This is a genomic window from Clostridium gelidum (genome assembly GCF_019977655.1).
Lineage (GTDB): Bacteria > Bacillota > Clostridia > Clostridiales > Clostridiaceae > Clostridium > Clostridium gelidum.
The window spans coordinates 2,178,934-2,196,423 of sequence record NZ_AP024849.1; the positions used below are offsets into that span (position 1 = coordinate 2,178,934).

13 protein-coding genes are annotated in these 17,490 nt (G+C 27.5%); all 13 read left to right on the plus strand.

The window, feature by feature from the left end; all coding sequences use genetic code 11:
• The first annotated feature begins 1 nt into the window (after nucleotide 1).
• Entirely contained in the window at nucleotides 2-1,672 is a 1,671-nt protein-coding gene (locus tag psyc5s11_RS09640) for an McrB family protein (RefSeq protein WP_224037375.1), read from the plus strand.
• Complete coding sequence (locus psyc5s11_RS09645; RefSeq protein ID WP_224037376.1) at nucleotides 1,647-4,073, plus strand: restriction endonuclease-like protein; 2,427 nt, start codon at nucleotides 1,647-1,649, stop codon at nucleotides 4,071-4,073. The genes psyc5s11_RS09640 and psyc5s11_RS09645 overlap by 26 nt, the downstream gene beginning before the upstream one ends.
• 348 nt (nucleotides 4,074-4,421) lie before the next feature.
• Nucleotides 4,422-5,216 (plus strand): Rpn family recombination-promoting nuclease/putative transposase, encoded by a 795-nt coding sequence (locus psyc5s11_RS09650; protein WP_224038166.1) that lies wholly within the window; start codon nucleotides 4,422-4,424, stop codon nucleotides 5,214-5,216.
• Between the two features lie 455 nt (nucleotides 5,217-5,671).
• Entirely contained in the window at nucleotides 5,672-6,025 is a 354-nt protein-coding gene (locus tag psyc5s11_RS09655) for a hypothetical protein (RefSeq protein WP_224037377.1), read from the plus strand.
• Between the two features lie 40 nt (nucleotides 6,026-6,065).
• Nucleotides 6,066-6,491: a DUF6892 domain-containing protein gene (locus psyc5s11_RS09660; RefSeq protein WP_224037378.1), complete on the plus strand. Its 426-nt coding sequence runs from the start codon at nucleotides 6,066-6,068 to the stop codon at nucleotides 6,489-6,491.
• Between the two features lie 246 nt (nucleotides 6,492-6,737).
• A complete protein-coding gene (locus tag psyc5s11_RS09665) occupies nucleotides 6,738-7,055 on the plus strand; it encodes a nucleotide pyrophosphohydrolase (protein ID WP_224038167.1) in 318 nt (105 codons plus the stop codon).
• A 137-nt stretch (nucleotides 7,056-7,192) separates the two neighbouring features.
• Nucleotides 7,193-9,145 (plus strand): DUF2075 domain-containing protein, encoded by a 1,953-nt coding sequence (locus psyc5s11_RS09670; RefSeq protein WP_224037379.1) that lies wholly within the window; start codon nucleotides 7,193-7,195, stop codon nucleotides 9,143-9,145.
• An 83-nt stretch (nucleotides 9,146-9,228) separates the two neighbouring features.
• Nucleotides 9,229-10,164, plus strand: coding sequence for a hypothetical protein (locus tag psyc5s11_RS09675; protein ID WP_224037380.1), 936 nt, complete (start codon nucleotides 9,229-9,231; stop codon nucleotides 10,162-10,164).
• Between the two features lie 47 nt (nucleotides 10,165-10,211).
• A complete protein-coding gene (locus tag psyc5s11_RS09680; RefSeq protein WP_224037381.1) occupies nucleotides 10,212-11,462 on the plus strand; it encodes a PDDEXK-like family protein in 1,251 nt (416 codons plus the stop codon).
• Between the two features lie 663 nt (nucleotides 11,463-12,125).
• Complete coding sequence (locus psyc5s11_RS09685; protein WP_224037382.1) at nucleotides 12,126-13,520, plus strand: hypothetical protein; 1,395 nt, start codon at nucleotides 12,126-12,128, stop codon at nucleotides 13,518-13,520.
• Between the two features lie 390 nt (nucleotides 13,521-13,910).
• Nucleotides 13,911-14,897: an RpnC/YadD family protein gene (locus tag psyc5s11_RS09690; protein ID WP_224037383.1), complete on the plus strand. Its 987-nt coding sequence runs from the start codon at nucleotides 13,911-13,913 to the stop codon at nucleotides 14,895-14,897.
• A 243-nt stretch (nucleotides 14,898-15,140) separates the two neighbouring features.
• On the plus strand, nucleotides 15,141-16,019 hold the full coding sequence (locus tag psyc5s11_RS09695; RefSeq protein ID WP_224037384.1) for an AbaSI family restriction endonuclease: 879 nt from the start codon (nucleotides 15,141-15,143) through the stop codon (nucleotides 16,017-16,019).
• A gap of 221 nt (nucleotides 16,020-16,240) precedes the next feature.
• Nucleotides 16,241-17,368: a hypothetical protein gene (locus psyc5s11_RS09700; protein ID WP_224037385.1), complete on the plus strand. Its 1,128-nt coding sequence runs from the start codon at nucleotides 16,241-16,243 to the stop codon at nucleotides 17,366-17,368.
• The last annotated feature ends 122 nt before the right edge of the window (nucleotides 17,369-17,490 follow it).

Below are 17,490 nucleotides of genomic sequence, written 5' to 3' on the forward strand. Positions count from 1 at the left end.
AATGGAGAAAAATAAACAAGATTCATGGATTGATATAAATGGCTCAAATGAGAATTTTTTAGGCAGAAAAACGGTAGATAAAAGCACTTTTAAATATGGAACGACAATACCAGCGAGATATCATAAAGTTTTTCAAAGTAACATATCAGATAAGCTAGCTTTAGTAAAAAGTATAAATGTAAAGCTATTTATAAATCAAAAGGAGTTTCCAGCATTGGTTTCATTGCGTAAGTCTGAAGTGAAAGCTGGAATTACAATGCAGCTTAGATATAGTAATAAAGCTTTGCTAGAACTTTTAAAGGAAAAACTAGAAGTAAGTTATGACTATATTGTTCAATATGAAAAAGAAAATGATAAGAAACCTTCAACAATTCCAGCAGAATATCAGGAATATATAGATTTCTATAAAGGTGATAAAATAGATACTTTTATACTTGAATTAATTCCTAAATCAAAGAGTAAACTAGAAGATGAGGAATTAGAGGATGAAGTAATTTTAGAAGATGATTTAGATAATGAATTTGCAACAATAAATAATATTAATGCAGAAGTTACATATATTTATGACTACATAACAAGCAAAGGTTTTTATTATGAAAAAGACTTAATCGCCAATTTTTATCTTAGTTTAATAACCAAACCTTTTGTTATTCTCTCAGGTATTTCAGGTACTGGAAAGAGTAAAATAGTAGAGTTATTTGCTGAAGCAGTTGGTGCTAATACAAATAATGAAAGATTTAAATTAATACCTGTTAGACCAGATTGGTCAGATGCAACAGATTTATTAGGTTACAGAAATATTGAAAATAAATTTGTTCCAGGTATTATTATTGATGCTGCCTATGAAGCCATGCAGCATTTGGACAAACCTTATTTTTTATGTCTTGATGAAATGAATTTAGCAAGAGTTGAATATTATTTCAGTGATATTCTTTCATCTATGGAAACAAGAAAAATAAATGATGATGAAATTATTACTCAAAAATTGTTAAGCAGAGCTCAATTTGGAAAAGATGAAAGAGCCTATGATAAATATGGTGATGTTTATATTCCACAGAATCTATATATAATCGGTACTGTAAATATGGACGAGACCACCTTTCCTTTTAGTAAAAAAGTATTAGATAGAGCTAATACTATAGAATTCAATACGGTAGATTTAAAATACAATTTTGAACAAGTATATCTTGATGAGCTTTCACCGAAAAAATATCATAATGACTTTTTAAAATCGCAATACCTAAAAATATCTGAATGCAAAGATGAAAAAGAAATAGCAACAAAGGTTATAGATAAATTAATTCTAATAAACAAGATACTTGAAAAGTACCAACAACATTTTGCCTATAGAGTACGTGATGAAATAGTATTTTATGTTATCTATGCTGTAAAGAATCAGTTATTCTCATTTGATCAAGCCATGGATTATTCTATTGTTCAAAAGATACTCCCTAAAATAAGTGGTAGTGGTGGGGAAGTCCTAGATATATTAGTAGAATTATTTAATGTTTTAAATAACACCAAATACAAAAATGATGGATATATTGAAGATGAGCAAATTAGAGCTATGGAAAAAGAATCTGAAACGAGTAAATATAAATTAAGTAGTCAAAAAATTATGTATATGATCAGGAGGTTCTTAAGAGATGGATTCACAACCTTCTGGCAATGATTCTGAGCTATTATTTATTGAGACAGAAGAAGTTTATTTTTCTATTAAGGGAAACAAAGAAACTATTGGATGTGGTGAGTCAAAATCACTTACTATTATGGTAGAAGGTAAAGAATTTGTAGAAGATATTAATAAGTGTCTTTACTTTAAGGAATACACTAATTATGAATTAGTAATTGAAAGAAAAAACAAAACTACCATAGAGTTTTATCATGAAAATCCCAATATAAGAAATAAAGTAACACCCACAGGTAGAGGTGGAAATATCATAAGTGGGATAATTAATTTCAGAGGAGATATAGGTTATTCTGATCTTTATGTAATGGTCAATGGAAATACTCATATGAAAATAATTATAGAAGTATTGCCTAGTAAAATTGATTATAAAGAAGATTATAAAGCTATATTAAAAGATGTTAATGAGGAAATATATAATTTAGCTTATGGATTTTTAAGTAGAACTTATCTAAGCACAGAAATAAATAATAAAAAATCAAATAGCTATACTGAGTTTTACAGCATACTAAACTATGTTTATGAAAACTTAATGAAATCCATCACTATAGTATTATCAAAACCTCATCATGAGTTAATAAAGGATAGTAGGGTATGTAAATATCAAAGCCTAAAAAATACAAGCATGGATACAATAAAATGGCTAGAGAAAAGACCACATTTATTAAAGAATGTAGATGGCATATACCTACCAACAGAGGCGTTGCAAGTAACAAAAAAAGTAACATTAGACACAAAGGAAAATAGATTTCTAAAGTTTATTTTAATAAAGATAATTGAAAAGATAGATAGTTTCATAAGAACTTATTGTGCCACACCTTGGAAAAAAGATGATCATATTATAAATAAATTAAGCACCATGAAAAAAGCAATAAACACTAAACTAAAAACTTCATTTCTAAAAGATGTAGAGAGCGACTATAGAAATACATCCATATCCTTAGTTTTTAATATGGCAAGTGGATATAGAGAAATTTATAAATATTATTTAATGCTGCAAAAGGGACTTAGCATTAATAGCAATATATTTTCCTTATCAATGAAAGAACTTAGTTTACTATATGAGTATTGGTGCTTTATAAAAATAAATTCATTACTTAGAAAGAGATATAAGCTAATAAGTTCAGACTTTATAACAGTTAATAGAGATGGAATATTTGTTTCACTAAAAAAAGGTGTAACTTCAACATTAGTATATGAAAATACAAAAACAAAAGAAACCTTCAAAGTCTGCTATAACTCCATTAAATCCAGTAAAGCAGATTCTAGAAATGTTGGAAGCAAAACAATAACACAAAAGCCAGATAATTTATTAGCTATAAATAAAATAGGTAGTGATAAGGCATACGAATTTGTATTTGATGCAAAATATAAGATAGAGACATCAAAGGAATATCAGAAAAATTATGGTGGCATTGGACCTAAGGAAGAGGATATAAATACAATGCACAGATACAGGGATGCCATAGTATATAAAAATAATAAAACGCAAGTCTACGATAACTGTATTTTTGGAGCCTTTGTACTATTTCCATATAAAGCTGAGCAAGAATACAAAAATCATGACTTCTACAAGAGTATAGAAGAAGTAAATATAGGTGGGATTCCCTTTCTTCCATCAACTACAGTACTTATGGAAGAGTTTTTAGATAAATTAATAAATGAATCATCTTACTCAACCTTTGAAAGATCATTAGAATCATTAGGACGCGATAATTATATAAAAGATGAATACTTTAAAGATAGAACAGTTCTTGTTGGAGCTTTAAGAAATAAAGAGCAATTTGAAATAAATCTAAAAGGCAAGTTTTATCACACTAAATGCAGCAATATAAATCTAGCAGAGCATAATATTAAATTTGTAGCATTGGCACAATCAAAGAAACAATTTGTTGGTTATGCTGGTATAAACTATTATGGCAAGATAGTTGATATAAAAGTTGTGAAAAGAAATAAGATTAAGGAAATCCCAAATGATTCTGAAGAAGACTACTATATTTTCAAAATAGAAGAATGGAAGCAGTTAAACAGAAAAATTGAAGTAAAAGGCTATCAAGTTCTAAAGGTGATATATACTACAGAATTCTTACTTAATAATGCTGGAGTCGTAACTGAACTTTGCATTAAATCGAAAGAAGAATATAGATTATGGCAAGAATTAAAGCGGATCAGCTCTTTTACTGAGACAGAAATTGATGGGAATATAAATAAGAACAGTAGCATTGAGGGTTTTTCCATAGAAGGAATGAAGATTCGTATAAAAGATGACAAAATAAGTGTAGAGCACAATGGGAGTTCATATGATTTTTCTAGGGAAGAATTTAATAGAAAACCTAGGGGTGTAATGCAGAAAATATTTAATATAAAAATGTGTGTATCCAATTAAGAAACCGTAAACTATGTTTAATAAAGATTGTATTTAAATAAGAGTTCATTTCGGACTCTTATTTTTCATGCAAAAATATAGCATAGGTTGACGAACAAATGTGCGTATATTATTTATAAAATTGGAAATAATTATAGTATAGAGAATTGAGTATTCAAAACTAAATTTATGCTATAATTGAGGAAATAGAATGGGTCATAGAAGGGCCATAAATAATATACATGACAGGTCTTACAAGGATTTATACTCACATAAAGAAGTGTTTTTAGATTTAGTTAAGGAAATGCTAAAGCACCATGGGCTAAGGATTTAAAAGAAGAAAACTTAGTTCTAGTTGATAAAGAATACATATTATCAGATTACGAAGAAAATGAAGCAGACATTGTATATAGAGCAAATATTGATGGTAAAGAAGTTATCTTTTATACACTATTAGAATTTCAATCAAGTGTGGATTATAGAATGCCACTAAGATTATTTTTTTACATAAATGAAATACTTAGAGAACACATTAAAAACTTAAAAAAGGAAGATAAGAAAAACAAAAAGGGTTTTAATGTACCTGCAGTAATTCCAATTGTTTTATATAATGCCACTAGAGAATGGAATGCACCAAGATATTTTAAAGATATAGTAAATAAGAGCGAACTTTTTGGAGAGAATATAGTAAATTTCAAATACGAACTCTTTGATGTAAATCATCAATATGCTAAAGAAGACTTAATAAAAAATAATAACATTACATCAGCTATATTTCTTTTAGATCAGAAAGTGGAGCCATTAGAATTTTTAGATAGATTAAAGGCTGTAGCACTTGAATTTAATAAATTGACAGATACGCAAAAAATGATACTTAAACATTGGATTAGAAATACTGTAGATGAAACTATAGCAGAAAATGCAGTTGAAATATTAGATACTAATAAAGAAGGAGTGGAAAAGATGGTTGCTAATAATGCTTTTATGATAGAGGAAATGAAAGAAAAGGTTGAGAAAGAAACTAGAAAACAAGAAAGAGAACTTAGAAAACAGGACAAAATTGAAATTGCTAAAAATTTAATGGATATTTTAGATAATGAAACAATAGCATTAAAAACAGGATTAAGCGTAGAAGAAGTAGCTAAAATAAGAGTAAAAAATTAACTATGAACATAATAATCGTTTTTATAATATTTCATTTTAGGCAGTAAATTTATAAAAAATAGGTTTACTGCCTTTTTCTAATCCTAATAATCACAATTGCGTTAGAGTTGGTAATAGCAACCTCAGCCCTCGGACTTCAAAAGTACTCCCAAGGGTATTTGTGAAGAAAGAATGACTGAACTTGCTAGAAATATAATTTATAACAAAGCAAGTTAAGATTAAAACACTAATATTTTATAGTATTAGTGTTTTTAGTACTTAATTAAGGTATTAAGGCAATAAATTAAAGAATTATTTGAGGTGTAATAAACTGGATGATATAATAAATTAATACAATGATAATTAAATAATTTATAGATGTTTGGAGATTATAACATATTTATTGTAATTCGAGCTTCAACAAATTATTTATGTTCGAACATTACCAAAATAATTTAATAAAATGGAGTGAATTTATGAGCAGAGGAATAGAAGTTTATTATAAATTAGTAAGTATAGATAAAGAGAAAATTACTTATGGGTATTCTGGAGCAAATATAAACAAAGAATATGAACTTATTAAATTATTAGACTATGATGGATTAATTGAAATAGCGATTGAAGCACTAGAAAGAAATAAGATTTTATCGGAAGTTTTTACTAATAAAGAAGTTAATATTATAAAAGAGTGCAGATATGAATGGCATGAAAACAAGCTGGCAAATGGAGATGATCAAGTAGGTTATTTTGCTGTAACTGCAGTTTCTAAGATTTTTAAAGAACATAAAAAAAATATGAAAATTCCAACTAAAGGTTCAGTGGTATATTAAAATAAAAACTATATAGTAATTTTAAAGGAGAGACTGGATTATGAGAAATGAATATAAAGATAAAACAGGATTATTTGAGGATTATAATTTTAAATTGGCAGTTATAGATGCATTATTGGATAAAAAAACATCATTTAGTGATGAACTAGAAACTTTAAAGAAAAAATATTGTGATACATTTGAAATATACGAAGATGAAAGTCCGATTGAAGAAATTGCTGAATATTTCGAAATATTAAAAATTGAAGATAATGATTTGAATCAAGTTACAGAAATATGTTTTGATGGAGGGAATGAAATCTATTTTTATATATGTCCTGATTGGGATGGGGAAGATGATTATTTTGAGATTAACAGTATTGAAGGATATAAAAAATTGAAAAAACTAAAAGCAGTTACATACATAAGCATGCTTGATGAGGATATTCTTGAACCTATGAAAGATGAGGGCATTGAAGTTTTATAATAGAAATTAATGATTTAAATTAAATTCCTAGAGTTATTTTTTAGCAACTTAAACACGACATATCTAGAAGCACCCACAGGATCTTTGTGAAGGAAGACTGACTGAACTTGCTATTATTAGAGCAAATCGGTGTTTCCACTAAATTTCATGGAAGTGAATTTTATGAACAGAAAAGTAGTAAAATCAATTATTATATATGTTATAATAAATATAAAATATTGGGAAAACATAGAAAGAGTGGTAATCATGAAAGATACAATAGATAGAATCAGAAAATTCAGAAATGACAGAGATTGGAGCCAGTTTCATACACCTGCTAATTTATCAAAAGCAATTTCAATTGAAGCAGGAGAGCTTTTAGAAGAATTTTTATGGGATGATAAAAATTATAATAAAGAACATGTATTAGAAGAACTTGCAGATGTTATGGTTTATTGTATACAAATGGCTGATTCTTTAGGTGTTGATTTAGAAGATATTATAAATAGCAAAATGGATAAAAATGAAAAGAAATATCCTGTTGAAAAAGCAAAAGGTAACAGTAAGAAATACACACAATTATAAAAGCAGCTATGCACTTCTAAAAAGAGCAGCTATGCTGCAATACGGATCTTATCACCTATAAAAAGAGTGGATATGCCACAATGCAGAACTTTTCTGCAACCAAGATTATTTCACATTTATAAAAAGGGGAACTTAAAATGATTGTATATGAGGCTAGCAAAAGAGATTTTATGAAACATGTTACTAATGATGAAATTAGTATTTTAATAGATAGAGAGTACAAGAATAAAATAGGAAAGTCTAGAGAAAATGAATTCAGAGCTTGGGATAATTCTATGCTTTATATGTTTAAGGCACTTAGCACTGATGAAATCCCAGATGAATGTGGAGTTGCAATTGAATATAGGATTCCTGCAACTTCTAGGAGAGTTGATTTTATTTTAACTGGACTTGATGAAACAGACACAGAAAATGTAATTATTGTTGAACTTAAGCAATGGAGTGAATTAGAAGAAGTAACAGATGAAGATGCCATTGTTAAAACAGTTATTAATAGAAGTAAGAGAAGGACATCACATCCATCTTACCAAGCTTGGTCATATGCCAGCTTAATTGAAGATTATAATGATTCAGTTGAAAAGAACAATATAAAATTACATCCTTGTGCTTATTTACATAATTATATAAAGAAAGAAGAAAATGATCCTCTTGAAAATCAGGTTTATGAGAATTGGTTACATAAAGCGCCAGCTTATACAAAGGGTGATGTTATAAAACTTAGGGAATTTATCTGTAAATATGTGAAAAAGCCCGATCAAGGAAAGGGTATTTATTATATTGAAGGTGGCAAGATTAGACCTTCAAAATCACTTCAAGATGCACTTAAGGTTATGATTGATGGGAATGAAGAATTTATCATGATTGATGATCAAAAGGTTGCGTTTGAAAGTATTATGAGAACTGTTCGTGATTGTATTAAAAATGGGACTAAGAAGACAATAATTGTTGAGGGAGGGCCTGGTACAGGCAAATCTGTTCTTGCAATTAATCTTTTAGTTAAGATATGCAACATGAATCTAAATTGTCAGTATGTAACTAAAAATGCTGCGCCAAGATACGTATATTGTGAAAAGCTTAAAGGTAATTATACTCAAAAATACATAAATAATTTATTTAATGGATCAGGAATTTATACTGAAACTGAAGAAAATGAAATTGATGTTTTAGTAGTAGATGAAGCCCATAGGCTAAATGCTAAATCTGGTATGTTTAAAAATATGGGCGAAAATCAAATTAAAGAGATAATGAATAGTGCTAAAGTATCTATATTTTTTGTTGATAATGATCAAAGGGTTACTATGGATGATATAGGCAGCATTGAAGAAATTGAAAAACATGCAAAAGTTTTAGATGTTAAAGCTAGAAAATTAAAACTTATATCTCAATTTAGGTGTAATGGGTCTGATGGATATATTTCATGGCTTGATGATATGTTAGAAATCAGAGAAACTGGTAATTTCGATGGCTTTGAATTTGACTTTGATTTTAAAGTATTTGAAAATCCAAGTGAAATGAGACAAGCCATAGAAGAAAAAAATCAAATAAATAATAAATCTAGATTAGCTGCAGGATATTGCTATGAGTGGGCAACTAAAAAGAAAGAAAATTATAGTAAGTATGATATAGAATTTCCAGAGTATGATTTTAAAATGAAATGGAATTTAAGCAATAGTTCAACTTGGGCAATTGATAAAGAATCAGTAAATGAATGTGGCTGCATCCATACCTGCCAAGGTCTTGAATTTGATTATGTTGGAGTAATAATAGGAACTGATTTAAGATTTGAAAATGGAAAGATTGTAACAGACTTTTTTAAGAGAGCAAAAACAGATAAGAGCTTAAATGGAGTTAAAAAGTTATACAAAGAAGATAAGGAAAAAGCTCTTAAAATAAGTGATCAGCTTATTAAAAACACTTATAGAATACTTATGACAAGAGGGCTTAAAGGATGTTATATATGGTGCGAGAATGAGAATCTTAGAAATTACTTTAAAGAGAGAATAAATTCATTTAGCCGTCAAATTGGAATAAAGGAAATTGAAGAAAATGGAGTATTAGTTAATCAGAAGAATTCATTATATATGAAATAAGAAATAGGAGATTGAATTAATCTTCTACTTTTTTATGATAAAATATAACTATGAGTAATATTTTGTAATTGGAGGAAAAAAGTATGAGAGGATTAGATACAGATTTCATAAAAGATTTAAAGGAAGGAATTCTAAAAGACTTTTTACAAGCTGTTAAAGATGATGACACATTATGTCTTGAAATAAGAGATAATAAGTTAAATATTTATTATCGCGGTGGAAATATGTTCGAGATTTTTAAGGATAGAAGTAAATATAAAGTATATTTTAATTTAGAGTACTGTAATAAAAAGGATTCTTCAAAATATAAAGATATTTTGAAAAATCTAAGGGATGATGATTATAAAGGCTGGATAGATAATATTCCATTTATTAAATATGAAATGGATACATGGTTTTGCAAGCACCCAAAATTAGAAAGAGAATATCAGCAGTTAATACTTAGAGAAAACAATTATAGTAAAATTGCTAACGATACAGATTATTATATTTGCGATATTGAATATGCAGATTCTGAAAATAAAAGTAGATTTGATATAGTTGGAATTAAGTGGTTATCAAAATCTCAAGCTAGAAAGAAAAGTAGCGTAGGTTTAGCATTTATTGAGATGAAATATGGTGATGCTGCTGTTAAAGGCGATTCGGGTATTAAGAAACATATTAACGATATATATGGATTTGTAAATGAACCCCAAAAGATGGATACAATCTATAAAGAAATAGAAGATATATTTAATCAAAAAGTAGAATTAGGGTTAATTTCAGGAATAGATAAGAATATTTCTATAAATAATGAAATTAAGCCAGAATTTATATTTTTCTTTGCAAACCACAAACCGGCAAAAAGTATCCTTGAAAGTGAGCTAAAGAGTATAATCCAATCACATGAATATAAAGAGTTAAGTGAAATAGCAAGTGTTAAAATTGCAAAAGCATCATATATGGGCTATGGCTTATATGATGAATGCATTGTTTCTTTGGAGGAATTTTTAAATGGAAATAAAGATTCATTAGGCTGAAGTTATATTTTATAATAATTCAATTCATAAAAGGGAGTTAAAAAGCCATGAATAAAAATAACTTACTTAGAGAAGCAACCCTAATAAAAGAGGCAGATAAAATAATAAAAGCAAATAGCTTAGCCAAAAAACAAAATGATATTGGCTTTAATATTTTTACCACATTAAATATTGAGAGAGATGAAGTATTTACCCATTCTAATATGATATATGCTTTATTAAATCCTAAAGGAATCCATGGTATGGGTGATACATATCTTAAGCTATTCTTAGCAGAAATTGGGATATCTAAAAATTTTTTAACTTATTCTTGGGCCGTTGAAAGGGAATGGATTTTTGAAAACGGAAGAATTGATTTTTTTCTTAAATGTGAAAAAATGTGTATAGCAATTGAGATGAAAATTGATGCGAGAGACCAAGATAAACAGCTTTTTAGATATGAGGAGTATTCAAAAGGTATAAATTCTAATTATTTAATATATTATTTAACTCTAAATGAAAAAGATCCGTCAGATCAAAGTGCAAAGGGTATAGATAGGAGATATTTTAAATGTATAACTTTTAAGGTTCATATATTAAATTGGTTAAAGGCATGTTTAGCTGCAACTAATGAAAATATGGCTCCTTACAATTTCATAAAACAATATTTATATCTTATTCAAAAATTGGTAGGTGAAGAAAAAATGGCAGAAGCTATGAAGAACCTTATTAAAAATGGCGATGATTTAATGGCAGCAATTACTATAGCTAATAGCATAAATGAAGTAAAGACAGAAGTTCTTTTGAATTTTATGGATGAATTAAATAAATTATTGATAAGTAGTGAAGTTAATCTAATTAAATATGATAGAGAAGAAGTAAAGTCTTATTATAAGGGAAGTTCAATTCCTAAACAGATTTATAAGATAGAAGAAAATCATTCACATGATGCTGAAGCAATTAATTTTATACTAGGGATAGAAATTACAGACACATTATATTACTACTTTTGTTTTATTAAAAAAGATAAAGATGGATCAATAACTTTTATTAATAAAGAAGAAATTGAAAAGAATCATAGTGAAATATTCAAAAAGTGTAGTAGTGCTTTGGAAAAAGTATTTGGAGAAATAAGACGATCATCAAGTGTCAGTCTTTTATGGGAAAATATAATGGATGCAAATGGATATAAATATGATTTTAAGCATTTTTCAGCTAACTGCGTTGAACTTAAAGATAATTATGTAAAAGAGGCAAAAAGGATTGCAGAGATTATAATTAACTTAAAGAAAGCTGTGGAGAAACAATTACCTAAGTGATGATAAAGCTTTGTTTGAGTATCATTGCAAAACTTATGATTTTAAATATAAAGAAGTTCTTAAAGATGCTAGTATAAGATGCACTATATCGTGCTGTTATTGCGATGCTTATTAATTTATTATCTGGTGAGGTATTTTATAGTAAAGAATATGAAGATAAACTTGAGTTAGTGAAGACACTTAATAAAAATCAGATTAGGTTATTAAAGGAAGATTTCTCGTAGTTTTTTAGAAAATAGAAAGAGCTGATATTTTTAAAATTTTGATAGCAACTTCAACACGACCTGTCTCAGAATCACCCCCAAGGGAAACATAATTTTCCATATATAAGCATTGTACTAAATTTATATATTTGGTGCAGTGCTTTTTTGTTAAGCAAAAATTAAATAATACATTTTAGATTAATATAAATTGCGAAAAAAGAAATTAAATAGGTATGTATTAAACTACGTTTTTACATAGTTTTTTGATTATAGAAAATTATATTTATCACTAAGCAAGAATTTTAACGAAAAACTTATAAATAGTAAAAACAAAGTAAATTAAATAAGTAATATTTTTATGAGGTAAAAGGGAAGTTTTCAAAGTAATCTTTATTATACAAAGTGATGTAATATAATAGGTGATATAATCAAAATATAAGTTGACGAGGGGGAGAATATATTGATATACGAAATTATATCCAAATATCATTTGTTATCTGTTAGAGATACACATCATCGTTTTAAGTCATGGGAGCATTGTAATAATTTTTTTATTGCACATAAGGGAAACCTAGCAGATGAGAATTTGTTTGACAATTCATGTTTACAATTAGCTTTTTATTTAGCTAGTTGGGGAATGATGAGAGGCGGGACTTTTTTATTACAGAAAGATTATAGAATACATAAATATTTTATCGAGAATGTTGTAATGAATGATAAATATAAAAAATACTACTCATCTATGCAAGGATTACCAATTAATAAAGATGATATTGAAGGATTAAATACCTTGATAGATGATACTATAAAAGCTTATGAAGATAATATTAAAATAATTAATGGGATTGAAACTAGAGTCTCAGTTACGGATACATTAGCATCTAAAATACTTTTAGGTGTTTATGGTATAGTTCCAGCTTATGATAGATATTTTGTGGAAGCTATGAAAAGTCATGGATTTAAAAACACAAAATTGTGTGAGGATTCAATAAAGGATTTAGTAGATTTTTATTATGATTTTGAAAGCGATTTTGAAAAATGTAGAATGTTATTTAAAAAAGATGGTATAAATTATCCACCTATGAAATTAATAGATATGTATTTTTGGCAGGTAGGATATATGTTAGCGAATCCAGATAAGTTTTTAGAAGAAGAACTGCAAGGAATTTGTGAATTTGTAAGTAAGTATTCACAAAAGATAAATCCAGTAAGTAAATTTCAATCAAGAGGAAAGGATGTATCTTTATCAAAGGACAAGGAAAGAGTTCTTGGACTAAAAGAGGAAATGTCTAGCCATATAAATAATTTGCTGGCAAATTCTAATGAAAAGGGAATATCATCTGGGGAAATTCATGAAACTATGAATTTTAACAAAAAAATAGATTTACCTATAGTTTTCAGACAAAGAAACATATTTGTAAAAGTCATACCTACAGTTTGTAATCTTAAAAATATGTTAAACAAGCTTGAAGAAAATAATTGGGAGTTTGAGAAACTTAAACCATGGGAGAAAAGAAGCTATGAGGCTTATAAAATTGATAATGTTATTAATGAACTTATTGAATCAAAAAAGAATGAGTGGCCTAGTATTATTAAAGACAATATTCTAAAGTTATATGGTGAAGATATTGGAGCTAGTTGTATAGATATATATTTAGTTGGCTTTGTTTCTGAAGAATATGGGATTGGAATTAATAATATGTTTAATTTAGTGAAAGATAAATCAATTAGTAAAAAACTTAATTCTGCAAAGGCTATTTATACAGTAGGGAAAGGTGATGGAATATATTTAGATTTACTTTATAATGACGGTAAGATTAAGGACTGGGATTTTTTTGATAAATGGGTAATTTAATAATATTTACAGTAAAATACGAAATATTAAATTTTAATAAATAGATAGAAATTGGAAATGATTATAGTATAGCATTATGGGAGTTTATATGATTTTTCTAGAGAAGAATTTAATAGAAAACCTAGGGTGTGATGCAGAAAATATTTAGTATAAAAATGTGTGTATCCAATTAGGAAATCTATGAACTATGGTTAAAAGATTGGATTTAAATAAGAGTTTATAATATAGACTCTTATTTTTATGTGAAAATATATTATGAACTATCGAACTAATGTACGTATAAGATATGAAGATAAGGTTAATAATTATAATATAGAGAAATGAGTACTCAAACTAAATTTATTCTATATTGAAATATACATAAAAACAGTTTAAAATTAGAAGAAAGTAGTGAGAGCATTGGCAGAAGGAAATGAAAGAATAAGACTTGATGAGATTATAAAAGCTCTATTTACAACTTCAAATGGTGTTTTGTTAAGATTGCTTAATGGAATATTTGATGAGAATTTTATGGAAGATGAAGTTGAAATATCGATGAAAAATAAGGAATTTCCTAAAGAAAATTATGAAGATAAAGAAATTCCATCAATAGATTTAATTAGAGCAGATTTCTTGACTAAATTTACTGAAAGAGCTAACAATAAAAGACATTATTATCATATAGAGTTTCAGATTAAAAATGATAATAATATGGTGATAAGAACTTTTGAATATGGATTTAATTATGCAAAAGAAGTTGCAAGAACTGAAGGAAATGAAAAAACAGTTTTATATTTTCCAAAGCAAAGAGTAATATATATGGAAGAAAATAAAAATATTAAAGATGTACTAAATATGACAATAATTTTCCCGAATAATCAAGAAATTGAATACTCTGTTCCAGTGATCAAATACTGGAAATATGATATTAATGATTTAAAATTAAAAGGAATGTATCCTTTTATTCCTTTGCAACTTTTCAAGTTAAGAAAAGAATTGCAAAATATAATTGACAGCAATAAAGAGAATAAAGAAGAAATATTAAAAGAACACTTATATGAAGCCATAGAAAGTGCTAAACTTATAGCATACACTTGTGATGAGTTGTTTAAAGATAAATTAATAGAAGGATCAGATTTTCATATAATGCTTCTTACAGTACAAAACTTAATTGAATATTTAAATAGTAGATATTTTAAAGATGTAAAGATTGAAGAGGAGGTAAAGCGTATGACTAAAACTTTATATGATCCATTAGTGGAACAACAAGGAATTGAGAAAGAAAAAATTGAGATAATTAAAAATGCTATAAAAATGGGTATGGATTATGATACAATTTGTAAATTAACTGGAGTTTCAGTAAAGGAGATAGAAAAAGTTAAACATAGTAATGAATAATAGATATTTTCAGGCAGTAAATTTATAGGATTTACTGCCTTTAACCAACCTAGTATTAACAGTCAAAAATAGAGAAATGAATTTTGAATATAATGAATTGGCTAAAAGGATTAATCCGCCTATTTTTCATAGACAAGTTCCTAAAAATATTGGAGCTATTTCAGAATTGTGTTCTGAATGTTATGAAACCGCAATAAATAATATTAGTTACATAAGAATTATAAGAAAATGAGGTATAGGTTAATGGGGGAAATAAGTAAATCGGAATTTATTACTAGACAATTTCAAAGAACACATAACAAAAGATTTGAAAATTATGTTTTAACACGAATTTGGCATGGTATTAATTCTACTGATATAAAAATGATAACACAACAATATGTTATAAGAGATGATGGATGCGCTTTATTAGATGCATATTTACCACAATTTAATATTGGAATTGAGGTTGATGAAGCACAGCATAAAATAGAATCCCATGTAAAAGCTGATAGTCAAAGTGAAAAAGATGTAATACAAGCTATTGGTTGTCAGATTTATAGAGTAGACGTAACTGTAGGAATAGATGATATTCATAAACAATGTGATGAGATAATTAGCATAATTAAGAATAAAATGAAATATTCAGAGTTTGAGTCATGGGATATTGAAGAAGAATATTCACCAGAACGTTATATTAAGAAAGGATTTATTTCACTTGAAGATAATGCAGCATTTAGAAAACAAACAGAGGCGCTAAAGTGCTTTGGTATTTACTATAAATCTTCATGGACTGGCGGAGAAAATCATCCAACTTATGATGATGTATTTATATGGTTCCCTAAAATGCATGCACGAAAAGAATGGATAAATATATTAGTTGAAAATGAAACTATAATATATGAGACGAATGAAGATTCCATAAAAAATAAAGAATTCGTTGATAAATGGATTAATCAGAAGCGCAATATACGTTATGTTTTTACCTATGCAAAAGATTCATTAGGAATGGTATTATATCGTTTTAAAGGAGTGTTTGAACTTGACAAAGAAGCAACAATACATGAGAATAGAGCAGTTTGGAAAAGAACTGGAGATACTGTTAAAACAATAGATCAAGTTTTAAAAGGAAATAAAGCATAAAATATGACAGCATTAAGATGCTGTTATATTTTTTGTTACAAACTAAATAGTTAAGCATTATTATATATAAATTTTAAAAGTTCTAATTTGTTTTCATTTAATTTCTTTTGAGAATTATATTTTAAGGTGCTTTTGTAGGAGAGACCTCCGAGATCTAAAAAAATTCCTAGTAATTTTTAAAGAAGTACTCCTCATAAATAAATGTAGAGAAGTGATAAGTTTTGATATTAAAAGAAGATTTAATAAAATGGATTGATAATTATGATAGTATCAAATATCCAACTCAAATTTATAATGATTTAGTTGTAGAGGGTAGAGAGGAGACCAAAAAGTTTTCTCTAATGGGAGCCTGGAAAACAGGAAGTATACGAATCGATGAAAAAGGAAGTGCTTACAAGGATAAAGAAGGCTTTTCTTATGATTATACAAAGAGGTGGAAAGACAGTACACCAGTAGGCTATGATGTTTGGAATTATGTTTCAAACAATCAAGAAGAATTAAAGAACAAAGTACCCTTAGGGTTTCCAAAAGAAAAGCCAAGCATTGTAACAGAACTCGAATCTAGAAAGGGTTTCGGCTTCATTTGGGCTATATTTGTAGTGCATTGTTTTTATCCTGAAGTATATCCGCTTTATGACCAACATGTTTATAGAACATATAAATTCATGATATCTGAGGGAAAAGAAATCTCTAATCTTGCGATAAATGACTGGAATGAATATTTTAAATATAATGAGTTCTTTAAAGATTTATTAACTGAGTTGAATATAGATTATTGGAAATTAGACCGAGGTTTATGGGCATATGGTAAGCATTTAAAACAGTCTAATGTAGCTGTAGGTAAAAAAGAGAAATCTATTAAAATTGTGAAAGATAATTTTAATAAAGCTGTTACAGATATTGAGTGGATTTATTCTACGACATTTGGTGGGAAGGCAAAAAGTTTTTGGTGGAGGGTTGATGAAAAACTTAATATAGTAGTTAAAAGGAAATTTAAAGGATTTAAGGATATTACCTCTATAGTAATAAGTAAAGCAGATTTAGAAAAGATAGATAATTTTATGGAAGGTAAAGAATGGGTAGATCTTGCAAATAACATTGAAAAGATTAACAATGGTTCTGAAAAAGATGGTCTTGGTAAATATCTTTTTCAGTCATTAGGATGGAAGGTAGGAGACGCTCAATTAGCCAGTCATTTGGGTGTTATTTTCACTCTATCTGGAGTATGGAGCTTTAATGGACGTAAGAGAGGAATTAAATTTAAAAAAAATAATGATAAGTGGCAAGAATCAGTAAAAGAATATTATATTAATCAAGTAAATGATGATATTAATGATGTGATTTTTTAAGTATAGTATATTTAAAAAAAGTTGAGACGTGATAAAGTGGAAAGCAATAGCAACTTCAACACGACCTGTCTCAGAAACACCCCCGAGGGAAATATAATTTTCCATATATAAGCATTGTACTA